Raw genomic sequence first — 13,528 nt, 5'->3', positions numbered from 1 at the left:
CAGGCGCCGGAAACGACGGAACCCCCGGTCCGAAGTGGACCGGGGGTTCCGTCGTTCAGCTCGGAGAGCTAGTGCTCACGCACCGCCGGAGAGCTTCTCGCGGAGCGCCGCGAGCTGCTCGTCGGAGGCGAGGGTGCCACCGCTGCTCTTCGTGTCGGCCGGAGCCGAACCCGAGGTGTAGCTTTCCGCGCCACCCTCGATGCCGGTCGCGGCGTCCGCGGCGGCCTCGGCGTCGGCCTCGACGGCCTTGACGACCTGCTTCATGTGGGCCTCGTAACGAGTGTGCGCCTCGGCGTACTGGCGCTCCCACTCCTCACGCTGCTTGTCGAAGCCTTCCTGCCACTCCTGGGTGTCCGGGTCGAAGCCTTCGGGGTAGATGTAGTTGCCCTCGGCGTCGTACTCGGCGGCCATGCCGTACTGGGTCGGGTCGAACTCGGTGTCCGGCGTGACACCCTCGTTCGCCTGCTTCAGCGACAGCGAGATGCGACGGCGCTCGAGGTCGATGTCGATGACCTTGACCATGACGTCGCCGTTGACCTGGACGACCTGCTCCGGGATCTCCACGTGGCGCTCGGCCAGCTCGGAGATGTGGACCAGGCCCTCGATGCCCTCTTCGACGCGCACGAACGCACCGAACGGAACCAGCTTGGTGACCTTGCCCGGCACGATCTGGCCGATCGCGTGGGTGCGGGCGAACTGGCGCCACGGGTCTTCCTGGGTCGCCTTCAGCGACAGCGAGACGCGCTCGCGGTCCATGTCGACGTCCAGGACCTCGACCGTGACCTCCTGGCCGACCTCGACGACCTCGGACGGGTGGTCGATGTGCTTCCAGGACAGCTCGGAAACGTGCACCAGGCCGTCGACGCCACCCAGGTCCACGAAGGCACCGAAGTTGACGATGGACGACACGACGCCCTTGCGGACCTGGCCCTTGGCGAGCGCGTTGAGGAACTCGCTGCGCACCTCGGACTGGGTCTGCTCGAGGTAGGCGCGGCGGGACAGGACCACGTTGTTGCGGTTCTTGTCCAGCTCGATGATCTTCGCCTCGAGCTCGCGGCCGACGTACGGCTGCAGGTCGCGGACGCGGCGCATTTCGACCAGGGACGCGGGGAGGAAGCCGCGCAGGCCGATGTCCAGGATGAGGCCGCCCTTGACGACCTCGATGACGGTGCCCTTGACGGGCTCGTCCTTCTCCTTGAGCTCCTCGATCGTGCCCCAGGCGCGCTCGTACTGCGCGCGCTTCTTGGACAGGATCAGACGGCCTTCCTTGTCCTCCTTCTGGAGGACCAGGGCTTCGACCTCATCGCCGACGGTGACAACCTCAGCCGGGTCGACATCGTGCTTGATGGAGAGCTCACGCGAGGGGATGACACCCTCGGTCTTGTAGCCGATGTCGAGCAGGACCTCGTCGCGGTCGACCTTGACGATCGTGCCTTCGACGATGTCGCCATCGTTGAAGTACTTGATCGTCTTGTCGATAGCCGCGAGGAAATCTTCCTCCGACCCGATGTCGTTGATGGCGACCTGCGGGGCCCCGGTGGGGGCGGTCGGGGCGGTGGCGGTGTCGGTGGTCATTAGGCGGGTTGCTCCGGTGGATGGAATCGAGGGTTGGCAGTTGTCGGCGCGAATGGGTGCATGCGACGACCCTGCGAGCAAACGTCCACCAGTGAACGACCGCGGCATGACCCGCATACGGTGCGCGACCCGAGTCCCAACCAGAAGCTGAGCGGAAGGCAGCGCGAACCCACTGCGCTAACACTTATCCTACGCGGCGGTCGCCGGGCGGCACAATCAGGGTCCCCGCCGCTCGCTAAGGTCCTCGCGGAAGCAAACCCCCAGGGACCGGAGACCACCATCATGCCACCGGAGGAGCCGCCCGCGCCGGGGCGCCACGACGCGGCCGAGCACCACCTGGGCACCGCCGCCGTCGCCTACCGCGAGGTCGGCGGGCCGGAGGCCGCGGCGGCCAACCTCGCCTGGTGGGACGCCGACGCCGACGACTACCAGGCCGAGCACGGCGGCTTCCTCGGCGACGCCGACTTCGTCTGGTGCCCGGAGGGCGTGCGGGAGGCGGAGGCCCGGCTGCTCGGCGACGTCCGCGGCAAGCGCGTGCTGGAGGTCGGCTGCGGGCAGGCCGCGTGCTCGCGCTGGCTGACCGAGCAGGGCGCGCACGCCGTGGCGACCGACCTCTCCGCCGGCATGCTGCGCCACGCCCGCGAAGGCAACGAGCGCACCGGCCTCGCCGTCCCGCTCGTGCAGGCCAACGCCGAGTACCTGCCGCTGGCGACCGGCAGCTTCGACGCGGCCTGCTCGGCCTTCGGCGCGATCCCCTTCGTCGCTTCGGTCGACGCGGTCTTCGCCGAGGTGCACCGGGTGCTGCGGCCCGGCGCGCCGTGGGTGTTCTCGGTGACTCACCCGATGCGGTGGATCTTCCCGGACGACCCGGGCCCGCTGGGGCTCACCGCCACCCAGCCCTACTTCGACCGGACCCCGTACGTCGAGGTCGACGACGAGGGCACCGCCACCTACGTCGAGTACCACCACACCCTCGGCGACTACGTCCGGGCGCTGGCCGCGGCCGGGTTCGCGCTGACCGACCTGGTCGAGCCCGAGTGGCCGGCCGGGCACACGCGGGAGTGGGGCCAGTGGAGCCCCCTGCGCGGGAAGCTCTTCCCCGGCACGGCGATCTTCCGCACGCGCCGCTCGTGAGCTCCCTGGAGGAGCAGCAGAACGCGCGGTTCGCCGCGCTCGACCCGCTGCTGCCGCCGATCGCCGCCCCGCCCGCGGTGAGCGAGCCGCTGCTGGTGGACACCGGCGGCCGCAAAGCGGGCGGCCTGCTCGCCCACCACGTGCACCCGGCGGGCTCGTGGCCGACGCTGTGGGGCCCGTCGGAGATCTGGGACCTGACCCCGGTGCCGGGCGACAGCGGCGCGGCGGGACTGGCCGCGCTGCTCGACGCGTGGCGCGAGCGGCTGCGCGGGACGAGCCCGAGCGCGGACTCGGGCTGCACGGTGGCCTGGCCGAGCCGCGACACGGAGGCGTCGGCGGTCCTGCTGGCCCACGGCTTCGCGCCGTCGACGTGCCTGGCGGTGCGGCCGCCGGACCCGCCGGCGGAACCCGGGCCGGCGCGGGTCACCGTCCGCCGCGCCGGGGACGGCGACGTCGAAGCTCTGACCGACCTGCGGCTGGCCGAGTGGCGGTACACGTCGCTGGTCGGCACCGCCGTGCAGCGGCCGGGCGCGCGGCCGCTGCTGCGCGCGGAAGTCGTCCGCGCGCTGCGCTTCAGCGGCCTGGTGTGGCTCGCGGAGGACGACGGCGTGCCGGCCGGGCTGGCCGCGTGCGCGCTGGCCGCCCCGGCGCCGGGCGACAGCATCCACGGGCGGCTGCGGCCGGGGCGCTGGGGGTACGTCGACACGCTGTCGGTCGCGCCCGCGGCGCGCGGCGGCGGGGTGGGCCGGGCGCTGATGGCGGTGGCGCACCGGGAGCTGCTCCGGCCGGACGCGCTCGGGACGTTCCTCTTCTACCACCCGCCGAACCCGCTGTCCCCGGTGTTCTGGCACCGGCAGGGCTATCGTCCACTGTGGACCATGTGGATCCGGCGCCCCGCCTGGTCCTGATCGCGAGGGGGAACCCCATGGACATCGCCGAGCCGCTGCTCGCGGCCCACCAGGCGCGGTTCGCGGCGGTCGACGCGCTGCTCCCGCCCGCCGCACCGCCTGCCGAGGGCGAGCGGCTGGACGCGGCCACCGCGGCCGGCACCCAGGTGACCGGCGTCCTCCAGCGGCAGCGGTTCGGCCCCGGCGACGTCCCGATGCTGTGGTCGGCCGCCGACACCTGGCAGCTCTTCCCCTACTTCGGCGACACCGGCACCGAGGGCGTCGACGTGCTGCTGCGCGCGCTGCGGGGCCGGCTGGACGCGGAGGCGACCGGCGACGACTCGGCGTGCGTCGTCCTCTGGCCGAGCCGGGACGCCGAGGCGATCCGCGCCTTCCTCGACCACGGCCTGGTCCCGCTGTCCGCGGTCGCGGTGCGGACCGCTCCCCCGGGTGCCGCGGACCCGGCGGTCACCGTCCGCCGCGCCGGGCCGGCCGACCACGCCGCCGCGGTGGCGCTGGCCGAGGCGACCTTCGACTACACCGGCCTCGTCGCCGCGCCCCGCCGGGCCAACACCGCGGACCTGCTGGGACCGGGCCTGCGAGCCGCGCTCGACGAGGACGAACCGCCCGTCTGGCTGGCCGAAGAGAACGGCGGGATCCGGGCGCTCGCGCACTGCGCGTGGGTGGATTCGACGCCGGGGAGCGAGGCGGGCGAGCTGCTCCCGACGGGCCGCTGGGGGTACGTGAACAACGTCGTGACCGCGCCGGGCGAGCGCGGGAGCGGCTTCGGCCGGGCGCTGATGGCCCACGTGCACCGGGAGCTCCACCGCGGCGGCGCCACCCGCACGTACCTCTACTACAACCCGACCAACCCGCTGGCCTCGGTGTTCTGGCACCGGCAGGGCTATCGTCCGCTGTGGACGAGCTGGGAAGTGCGCCCCGCGTCGGCGCTCCGGTGAATCACTCGCTCGTGTGACGTGCGTCCGGTGATCTTGCTCCGACCTCCCGCCAGGACTACGTTTTTGAACTGACCGGTCAGTTCAAAAGTTCGCGAAGCGGGAGAAATCGTGCAGGTCCGAGCCGATCGCGTGTCCCTCGAAGGGCACCACGGCACCTTGTTACCGCCCACCTCGCTGACATTCGGCGAAGGCGACCTGGCGATCGTGCACGGCGAACCCGGCGTCGGCGTCACGGCGTTCGGCCTGGCGCTGGCCGGGCGGCTCAAGCCGACCACCGGCACGGTGCACGCCGAGGGCGTCGACGCGGGCCTGACCGAGCTCGTCGCGGTCGTCGACGCGCCGGACGTCAGCGAACCCGACGACGCCCTGCCCCTGCGCGTGGTCGCCGGCGAGGAGCTCGCGCTGGCGCACCGCCCGGCGGGCAAGGAGGACGTCGCCCGGTGGCTCGGCGAGCACGACGCCGCGCCGTTCGCGGGCACGCGGTTCGAGAACCTCGCGCCCACCCTGCGCACCCGGCTGCTGACCGAGCTGGCCGCGGAGCGCAAGGGCGTGCGCGTGCTCGTCCTCGACACCCCGGACCGGCACACCAGCGACGTCGGCAGCTGGGCCGGGCTCGCGCGCGAGCTGGCCGGGCGCGGTCTCGCCGTCGTCGTGCTGACCGCGACCACCCCGCTGTCCGCGCTCCCCTTCCCGCCCGCGCGCCTCGGCGCCGCCGAGCAGCCGGAGCCGCAGCACCACGCCCCCGCCCCCACCGAAGAGCTCCCCGAGAGCACTGACGAGGTCTCCGAATGAACGCCTTCCGCATCGCGCGCAACGAGCTGCGCCGCCTGTCCACCGGCACGATGCCGAAGCTCGCGCTGGTCGCGCTCGTGCTGGTACCGCTGCTCTACGCGTCTTTCTACCTCTACGCGAACTACGACCCGTACGGCCGGCTCGACAAGCTGCCCGCCGCGGTCTTCACCAGCGACAGCGGCGCGAAGGATGCGAGCGGGCAGCAGCGCAACGTCGGCCGCGAGGTGACCGACGAGCTGGTCAAGTCCGGCACCTTCCAGTGGCACGAGGTGTCCGAGCAGGAAGCGCGCGACGGCGTCCGCGACGACAAGTACTCGTTCGCCATCGGCATCCCGAGCGGCTTCTCCGCCGCGCTGCTGTCGGTCGGCAACTTCCAGCCGCAGCAGGCGACGATCACGCTGACCACCAACGACGCCAACAACTACCTGTCCGGCACCATCGCGAAGCAGGTCGCCGAGCAGGTGCGCAAGACGATCGCGGAGAAGGTCGGCAGCGAGGCGGCGGACCGGTTCCTGGTCGGCTTCTCCACCATCTACGCCAAGATCCAGGAGGCGTCGACCGGCGCGGCCCAGCTCGCCGACGGCGCGACCCAGCTCAAGTCGGGGCAGCAGAAGCTGGCCGACGGCGCGGCCCAGCTCGCGGACGGCTCGTCGAAGCTGGCGACCGGCCTGGGCACCATCAAGAGCGGCACCGCTTCCCTGCCTTCGAAGACGCAGCAGCTCGCCGACGGCGCTTCGCAGGTGGCCACCGGGGACCAGAAGGTCGCCGACGCGGCTTCGATCGCCGCGACGGCGTCGTCCGACATCCAGGGCAAGCTCGACTCCTACCGCAGCCAGCTCCAGACCGACCTGCGCGACGCCGGCGTGCCGGAGGCGCAGGTGCAGGCGATCCTGGCCAAGGCCGACCAGCTGCGCTCCCCCGTCGACCAGGCCAACGGCAAGATCCAGCAGGCCAACGGCGACCTCGCGAAGCTCGCCGACGGCGCCCGCCGGGTGTCCGACGGCGCGGCCCAGCTCGCCGCGGCGTCCCCGCAGCTGGCGAGCGGCGTCGCGGAGGCGTCCGACGGCGCGAACAAGCTGAAGGACGGTGCTTCGCAGCTCAACGACGGCGAGAAGACCGCTGTCAACGGCACGAACCAGCTCGCGGACGGCGCGGTCAAGCTGCGCGACGGGCTGGCCGCGGGCCTCCAGCAGATCCCGAACCCGGACGACCCGACCCGCAACGCGACGGCCAACACGATCGCGGACCCGGTGGCGGTGAACGCCAACGGCGAGGCGTCGGCGGGGACGTACGGCGCGGGGCTGGCCCCGTTCTTCATCTCGCTGGCCACGTGGATCGGCGCGTTCGTGCTGTTCCTGATCCTGCGGCCGCTGTCGACGCGGGCCCTGACGGCGGGCGCGGCCCCGTTCCGCGTCGCGGTGGGCGGCTGGCTGTCCTCGGCGCTGCTGGGCATCGCGCAGGTGGTCGTCCTCTTCGGCGCGGTGACGTGGCTGGTCGGCATCCACATCGCCCACCCGCTGGGCGCGATCGGGTTCGCGGTACTGGTGTCGCTGACGTTCACGTCGGTCGTGCACGCGCTCAACGCGTTCTTCGGCGCGGTCGGCAAGTTCCTCGGCCTGGTGCTGCTGGTGCTGCAGCTGGTCAGCGCGGGTGGCACGTTCCCCTGGCAGACGATCCCGGACGCGCTGTACCCGCTGCACGTGGCGCTCCCGATGGGCTACGCGATCGACGGCTTCCGCCACCTGTTCTACAGCGGCGCGACGGTGAACCTGCTCGGCGACATCGGCGTGCTGCTGGCCTACCTGGTGGGCGGGATCCTGGTGTCCACGCTGGCCGCGCGCAAGCGTCGCGTTTGGACGGTGTCCGCGCTCAAGCCCGAACTGAGCCTGTGAGCGGCGGGACGAAGCAGAAGCTCTTCGAGGCCACATTGGAGCTCTCGAAGAGCCGGGGCCTGGTCGGCCTGACGGTCGACGACATCGCGGCGGCGGCCGGGGTCGCGAAGGGGACGGTGTACTACAACTTCGGCTCGAAGGACGGCCTGGTCGACGCGCTCCTGCGGTACGGCGTCGACATGCTCGCTCTCCGGTTGCGCTCCGCCGTTTCGGACGCGGACCCGCTGGCGGTGATCGAGGCGCAGGTCGACACGACGCTGGAGTTCATCGCGCAGTACCCGGGGTTTTCGCAGATCCTGGTGAGCGAGCTGTGGCGGACGCCGGGCCAGTGGCACGGGACGCTTTCGCTGCTGCGCGAGGAGATCATCTCGATCGTGAAGCAGCAGCTGTCCCGGTTGGAGTCGGCGGGGCGCCTGCCGGAGGGAGTGGAAATCCCGACGGCGGCGGCGGGGCTGTTCGGGACCATGCTGGTGGTGGCGCTGGACTGGCAGGTGTTCGGACCACAGCGGACCCGGGCGGAGGTCCGGGACGCGGTGATGGTGCTGATCCGGGGTTTGGGGCGGCGGTAGCTCAGCCTGGCCCGCGGGGGCGCCCCCGTTTTCCACGCTACCGGGCGGCACCGACAATTCCGTGGGGCGAAAGCCGTGAAGGTCACCTTGAGGAACGTAAGTTCCTGGAGGTGGCCCCCACGAACTTGGGGTCAGCCGCGCTTTTCCGGGCGGGCACGGACCGCTGCTGCTCGTGGTGTCCAGCGCCCAAGGTGACCTTGGGCGCTGGGCACTGGTTCGGCAGCGCCCGCGCAAGGCATGTTCGAGCGCGGCCGTCTCGGGGTGGTTGGTTCAGCCGAGTGAGGTAGCCGAGCCTGGTGTGGTCGCGGCCGGGGCCAGAACAGACGGCTCAGCCGCGGTCTTCCAGGCGGGTCCGGACCGCTGCCACTCGCGGTTCCCAGCCCTCGCACAAGCCATGGTCGAGCACGGCCGTCCCCGGGGGCCAGCCGTGTGAGGTGGCCGAGCCCGATGCGATCGCTGACGGGCGCCGGAACGGACGGCTCAGCCGCGGTCTTCCAACCGCGCCCGGACCGCTGCCGCGTACGTGTCCACCGCCGTGGCCGCCGCCGTCAGCTCGCACGGGCCGTCGATCAGCAGGCGCTTCGCCGGGACGTACGCCTGGTCCAGTTCCGGGTCGCTCTCCAGGCCGTGCTCGCGGGCCAGCTCGTTGTCGCCCGCCAGGCGCGCTCGGAGTTCCTCGCGGCGGGCCATCAAGCCGTCCAGGACCGCGCGCTGGCGGCGGCCGTCCTCGACCGCTGGGGCTACCGCGTGCTCGTGGCTGTCGATGTGGCGCTCCACCCACTCCGCGTCGCCGTCGACCTCCGCCGAACGCAGCTGCTTCAACGCGCCGCGGAGGCGGTGGGCGCGGGCCGGGAGCATGGCCACGCCCGTGAAGCGCGTCGCCACGCGCAGCTGGTACGCCTCGATCTCCGCGAGCTCCGCCACCGCCTGCGTCAGCACCTCGAGGCGGCCGGCGAGGTCGTCCGGAGCCGGGCGGGCCGCCGCCGTGCCCGCGCGGACCGCCGCCACTCCCGGGGACGACTCCTCGCGGAAACCCAGCAGCAGGCGCAGTCCCAGCTCGGCCGCACGGCCGGCCAGCGGCGCGAGCACCTCGCCGACCAGGCGGTCGGGTTCGGCCGAGTCGTCGATCGCGTCGACGACCAGGGTGCGGCCGGCGACCCCGTTCGTCAGCCGGTCGGCGATGCGGTGGCGGACGGCGTCGGCGGTGCGGCCGGTCGCGTCGACGGCCAGGTCGACGCTGCCCGCCGGCGGCATCTGCCCGAACGCGGGCGGCAGGCCGGCCACGCCGAGCGAGCGCTCGCGGTCGGCCAGGACGATGCCGAACCGCAGGGCCGCCGCCACGGGTGAACCCGCCTCGCCGGTGTCGACCACCCAGACCGTGCCGGGCTCGGCCTTCGCGAACCAGTCCGCGACGCGCTGCACGAACGAGACGTCGACGGCTTCCCCGACCGGGCGCGAAAAGCTGGCGTCGATGGCCGGGCTGCCCGACGTCCAGATGCTCAGCTGCGGCAGGTGGCCGAGCATGGTTTCGACGGGCACCATCCACGTCCCGGTGTCCTTGCCGACGACCACGCCGACGACGTGGCCGGTCGCCTCGTCGAGCACCGCCGTGCCGCCGAAGCCGGGGCCGAGCGGCTCGGCTTCGGCGGTGCGGAACAGGCGGACCCACTCGCCGCCGGTCGGTTCCGGGGCGCCGAGCCGGGCGTGCGTCCACCGGCCGACCGAGCCGGGCGGGAAGCCGAACGCGCGCACGAGCTGGTGCTCGCCGAGCGGCATGCGGTGCAGCGGCGCGCGGAACACGCGCGATTCGGGGCGGTCCAGGCGCAGCAGGGCGAGATCGCCGTGCCCGCCACCGTCGGAGGGCACCCAGCAGCCTTCGACGACGGTCGCGGTGCCGGGCAGTGCCTCGGCCAGGCCGACGAAGTCGACGGTCAGCGCGGACTTCGGCCCGCCGGCCGTCTCGACGACGTGCGCGCTCGTCAGCACGTGGTACTCGTCCAGTACCGTGCCCGCCCCGCACACCCGGCCGAGTTCGTCGTGCAGCCGGACCCGCCAGCGTCGTCGCTCACGCTCGAACCCCATTCGGCGGACCCTACGCCGTGATCGCCGCGCCTCGGGCGCCGACCTCCCTACCCAGCGGTAATAGCTCACCCGAACGGAGTCCTCCGTTCGTCGTAATGCCAACGGTTTTCGTGCGCAGATGAGTGATCGGAGGCCTGAGGAGACCGCTCAGCGGGATCGAGGCCCCACTGAGCGGTCTGCCCGAAAGATCATCGGATCGTGCACCCTCAAACCCGGCCGAAGACGGCGCTCCCCGGAGCCGCCGGGTCGTCGCCCGCCCAGAACTCGTACCAGTGCCCGGTGAACTCGGCGTGGGAAAGCCGCCCGTCGCCGTCGGTGTCGAGCAGCGCGAACACGTCGTAGGTCGACGTCGTGGCACCGCTCCACGCCTCGATCATCCGGTGGTACTCCGCCGCCGAGATCGCGCCGTCGCCGTTTTCGTCGACCGCTTCGAACATCGCCGACGCGGTTCCGGTGACCGCGCCGGGTGTCTTCGGGAGCTCGTCGACGACGGCGAGGACCTCGTCGAGGGAGACCTTGCCGTCGCGGTCGCGGTCGGAGGCGTCGCGCAGCGTCGTCCACCAGCCCATCATGATCGAGGTGAGCTTCACGCCTTCGGGTGTGCCGCCGTCGGTGCCGCGCACGTCGAGCCACCTCGCCGTGAGCGCGCGGAAGTCGGACTCGGTCAGGTAGCCGTCGTCGTCGGCGTCCATCGCGCCGAAGATGCCGGCGATCTTGCGTCGCTGGAAGTCACTGGCCATGCCCGACAGCTTCGCCGCCGCGACCGGCTCCCGACGACGTCCGCCCGAGTACACCAGCGCCACGACCCGGTGATCCGGATCGTGGCGCTGAGTGAACTCAGTGCGCGGCTTCGTTCCACGACCGCCCGTAGCCGACCGAGACCTCGAGGGGCACGGCGAGCTCGTACGCCGAGCCCATGCCGTGGCGCACCAGCTTCTCCAGCTGTTCGCGCTCCCCTTCGGCGACCTCCAGCACGAGCTCGTCGTGGACCTGCAGCAGGATCCGGCTCTTCAGCTTCGCCTTGACGAGTTCGCGGTGGACGTTGAGCATCGCGACCTTGATGATGTCGGCCGCGCTGCCCTGGATCGGGGCGTTCAGCGCCATCCGCTCGGCCATCTCGCGGCGCTGGCGGTTGTCGCTGTTGAGGTCCGGCAGGTAGCGGCGGCGGCCGAAGACCGTTTCGGTGTAACCGTTCTTCGCCGCGACACCGACGACCGAGTGGAGGTAGTCGCGCACGCCGCCGAAGCGGTCGAAGTACGCCTCCATCTGGGACTTGGCGTCCTCGGTGGAAATCCGCAGCTGCTGCGAAAGCCCGTACGCCGAAAGCCCGTACGCGAGGCCGTACGACATCGCCTTGACGCGGTAGCGCAGCTCCGGCGTGATCTCCTCCGGCGGCATCGAGAACGCCCGCGACGCCACGAACGTGTGCAGGTCTTCACCGGAGTTGAACGCCTCGATCAGGCCTTCGTCCTTCGACAGGTGCGCCATGATCCGCATTTCGATCTGGCTGTAGTCCGCGGTCATCAGCTCGGAAAAGCCCTCACCGACGACGAACGCGTCGCGGATGCGACGGCCTTCCTCGGTGCGCACGGGGATGTTCTGCAGGTTGGGCTCGGTCGAGGACAGCCGCCCGGTGGCCGCGATCGTCTGCAGCAGCGTGGTGTGGATGCGCCCGTCGTCGGCGACGGACTTGATCAGCCCCTCGACCGTCGTGCGCAGCTTCGTCGCGTCCCGGTGCTCCAGCATGTGCTGCAGGAACGGGTGTTCGGTCTTCTCGAACAGCCCCTGCAGCGCCTCGGCGTCGGTCGTGTAGCCGGTCTTGGTGCGCTTGGTCTTCGGCATGCCGAGCTCGTCGAAGAGCACGACCTGCAGCTGCTTCGGCGAACCGAGGTTGATCTGCTTGCCGATCACCGCGTACGCCTCTTCGGCCGCCTGCGTGACGCGCGAAAGGTAGTGCGCTTCCAGCGTGGTCAGCTGCTCCAGGTCGACGGCGACCCCGGCGATCTCCAGCTCGGTGATCACCTCCAGCAGCGGCAGTTCCAGCTCGGCGAGCAGTTTCGCGCCGCCGATCTCCTCCAGCTCCTTCTCGAGCGCGCCGGCCAGCTCGAAGATGGCGCGGGCCTTGACGAGCTCTTCCTGGATTTCCTTCTGCTCCAGGCCTTCCGCGCCGCCGTCGAGCAGCGACAGCTGGCCGTCGCCGCCGTCGGTCTCCGAGCGCAGCTCGCGGTGCAGGTAGCGCAGCGCGAGGTCGTCCAGCTCGAACGTGCGCTGACCCGGGCGCACCAGGTACGCGGCCAGCGCGGTGTCCATGGCGAGCCCGGCCAGCGTCCAGCCGCGGGCGTGGATCGCGTGCAGCGCGACCTTGAGGTCGTGGCCGGTCTTGCGGATCTCCGGGTCGGCGAACCAGGCGGCCAGCGCGGCGTCGTCCGCCTGGTCCATCGCCGTGACGTCGACATACGCGCCTTCGCCGTCCGCCGCCGCGAAAGCGACCGCGCGCAGGTCGGAGCGGACGGACGCGCCCACCGCGCGGAACGCCAGCGCCACCGGCTCGCCCCCGCTCGCGTGCGCCGCCAGCCACGCGCCGAGCGCGCCGGGCGCCAGCGCGGCACCCGAGACCTCGAAGCCCTCGTCGGCCTCCGGCTCGGCGCTCTGCAGCGTCGCGAACAGCCTGTCCCGCAGCACGCGGAACTCCAGCTCGTCGAACAGCGCGTGCACGGCTTCGCGGTCCCACGGGCGCAGCTCCAGCCCGGCCGGGGCGATCTCCAGCTCGACGTCGCGGATCAGCTCGGTGAGCTGGCGGTTCAGCTGGACCGAGCTGAGGTGCGCGCGCAGCGCCTCCCCCGCCTTGCCCTTGACCTCGTCGACGCGGTCGATCAGGTCGTCGAGCGAGCCGAACTGCTTGATCCACTTGGCCGCGGTCTTCTCGCCGACGCCCGGGATGTTCGGCAGGTTGTCCGAGGGGTCGCCGCGCAGCGCCGCGAAGTCCGGGTACTGCCGCGGGGTGAGCCCGTACTTCTCCTCGACGGCGTCCGGGGTGAACCGGGTCATCTCCGACACGCCGCGCTTCGGGTACAGCACGGTCACGTGCTCGGTGACCAGCTGCAGCGCGTCCCGGTCACCCGTACAGATCAGGACGTCGAAGTCCTCCGCCGTCGCCTGCGTCGTGAGCGTGGCGATGATGTCGTCGGCCTCGAAGTTCTCCTTCGTCAGCGACGGGATGCCGAGCACGTCGAGGACTTCCTTGACCAGGTCGACCTGGCCGCGGAACTCGTCCGGCGTCGCGCTGCGGTTCGCCTTGTAGTCCGCGAACGTCTCCGAGCGGAACGTCTTGCGCGAGAGGTCGAACGCCACCGCGAGGTGGGTCGGCGCTTCGTCGCGGAGCAGGTTGATGAGCATCGAGGTGAAGCCGAAGACCGCGTTCGTGACCTGGCCGGTCTTGGTCTTGAAGTTCTCCGCCGGCAGCGCGAAGAACGCGCGGTAGGCCATCGAATGGCCGTCGATCAGCAGCAGCTTCGGGCGCTCGGCGACGCTGGTCGATCCTGTGGCGTTGGCAACGGTCGTCTTCTCACTCGGGCTCACGGGCCCGAGTCTAGGCTGAGGGTCCGACACTCTTACGTGTCGCATAGGAACAGGAGCTT

The 13,528-nt window shown here is 71.7% G+C and carries 10 protein-coding genes; 6 read left to right on the top strand and 4 right to left on the bottom strand.

Annotation, left to right across the window (positions count from 1 at the left end):
- Positions 1–75: 75 nt before the first annotated feature.
- Complete coding sequence (gene rpsA, locus MUY14_RS05250) at positions 76–1,575, bottom strand: 30S ribosomal protein S1 (RefSeq protein ID WP_247021360.1); 1,500 nt, start codon at positions 1,573–1,575, stop codon at positions 76–78.
- Positions 1,576–1,857: 282 nt separating this feature from the next.
- Here rpsA and MUY14_RS05245 point away from each other — a divergent pair, with 282 nt between their 5' ends.
- The 6 genes from MUY14_RS05245 to MUY14_RS05220 all read left to right on the top strand — a co-directional run bounded on the left by MUY14_RS05245 (position 1,858) and on the right by MUY14_RS05220 (position 7,808).
- Entirely contained in the window at positions 1,858–2,709 is an 852-nt protein-coding gene (locus tag MUY14_RS05245) for a class I SAM-dependent methyltransferase (RefSeq protein ID WP_247021358.1), read from the top strand.
- Complete coding sequence (locus MUY14_RS05240) at positions 2,706–3,617, top strand: GNAT family N-acetyltransferase (protein WP_247021356.1); 912 nt, start codon at positions 2,706–2,708, stop codon at positions 3,615–3,617. The genes MUY14_RS05245 and MUY14_RS05240 overlap by 4 nt, the downstream gene beginning before the upstream one ends.
- A 17-nt stretch (positions 3,618–3,634) precedes the next feature.
- On the top strand, positions 3,635–4,555 hold the full coding sequence (locus MUY14_RS05235; RefSeq protein WP_247021355.1) for a GNAT family N-acetyltransferase: 921 nt from the start codon (positions 3,635–3,637) through the stop codon (positions 4,553–4,555).
- 108 nt (positions 4,556–4,663) lie between these two features.
- The gene (locus MUY14_RS05230; RefSeq protein WP_247021354.1) at positions 4,664–5,347 is read left to right on the top strand and encodes an ABC transporter ATP-binding protein; all 684 of its coding nucleotides are present in this window, start codon (positions 4,664–4,666) and stop codon (positions 5,345–5,347) included.
- Positions 5,344–7,239 (top strand): YhgE/Pip family protein, encoded by a 1,896-nt coding sequence (locus tag MUY14_RS05225; protein WP_247021352.1) that lies wholly within the window; start codon positions 5,344–5,346, stop codon positions 7,237–7,239. The genes MUY14_RS05230 and MUY14_RS05225 overlap by 4 nt, the downstream gene beginning before the upstream one ends.
- The gene (locus MUY14_RS05220; protein WP_247021350.1) at positions 7,236–7,808 is read left to right on the top strand and encodes a TetR/AcrR family transcriptional regulator; all 573 of its coding nucleotides are present in this window, start codon (positions 7,236–7,238) and stop codon (positions 7,806–7,808) included. Before MUY14_RS05225 ends, MUY14_RS05220 begins: the two co-directional genes overlap by 4 nt.
- A 480-nt stretch (positions 7,809–8,288) precedes the next feature.
- On the opposite strand, the gene MUY14_RS05215 is transcribed toward MUY14_RS05220, so the two are convergent.
- The 3 genes from MUY14_RS05215 to polA form a co-directional block, all read right to left on the bottom strand.
- A complete protein-coding gene (locus MUY14_RS05215) occupies positions 8,289–9,890 on the bottom strand; it encodes a trypsin-like peptidase domain-containing protein (RefSeq protein WP_247021348.1) in 1,602 nt (533 codons plus the stop codon).
- 206 nt (positions 9,891–10,096) lie between these two features.
- Entirely contained in the window at positions 10,097–10,630 is a 534-nt protein-coding gene (locus tag MUY14_RS05210) for an EF-hand domain-containing protein (RefSeq protein WP_247025059.1), read from the bottom strand.
- Positions 10,631–10,727: 97 nt separating this feature from the next.
- Positions 10,728–13,469, bottom strand: coding sequence for a DNA polymerase I (polA, locus tag MUY14_RS05205; protein ID WP_247021346.1), 2,742 nt, complete (start codon positions 13,467–13,469; stop codon positions 10,728–10,730).
- Positions 13,470–13,528 lie beyond the last annotated feature (59 nt).

Source organism: Amycolatopsis sp. FBCC-B4732, from assembly GCF_023008405.1.
GTDB classification, from domain to species: domain Bacteria; phylum Actinomycetota; class Actinomycetes; order Mycobacteriales; family Pseudonocardiaceae; genus Amycolatopsis; species Amycolatopsis pretoriensis_A.
The sequence above is the reverse complement of the archived record's forward strand: the minus strand, read 5'-3'. Positions and strand labels throughout refer to the sequence as shown.

Bases quoted from the DNA above. Each gene is read 5' to 3' on its own strand.
- rpsA (WP_247021360.1), bottom strand. From the start codon at position 1,575: ATGACCACCGACACCGCCACCGCCCCGACCGCCCCCACCGGGGCCCCG.
- MUY14_RS05245 (WP_247021358.1), top strand. From the start codon at position 1,858: ATGCCACCGGAGGAGCCGCCCGCGCCGGGGCGCCACGACGCGGCCGAG.
- MUY14_RS05235 (WP_247021355.1), top strand. From the start codon at position 3,635: ATGGACATCGCCGAGCCGCTGCTCGCGGCCCACCAGGCGCGGTTCGCG.
- MUY14_RS05225 (WP_247021352.1), top strand. From the start codon at position 5,344: ATGAACGCCTTCCGCATCGCGCGCAACGAGCTGCGCCGCCTGTCCACC.
- MUY14_RS05215 (WP_247021348.1), bottom strand. From the start codon at position 9,890: ATGGGGTTCGAGCGTGAGCGACGACGCTGGCGGGTCCGGCTGCACGAC.
- MUY14_RS05210 (WP_247025059.1), bottom strand. From the start codon at position 10,630: ATGGCCAGTGACTTCCAGCGACGCAAGATCGCCGGCATCTTCGGCGCG.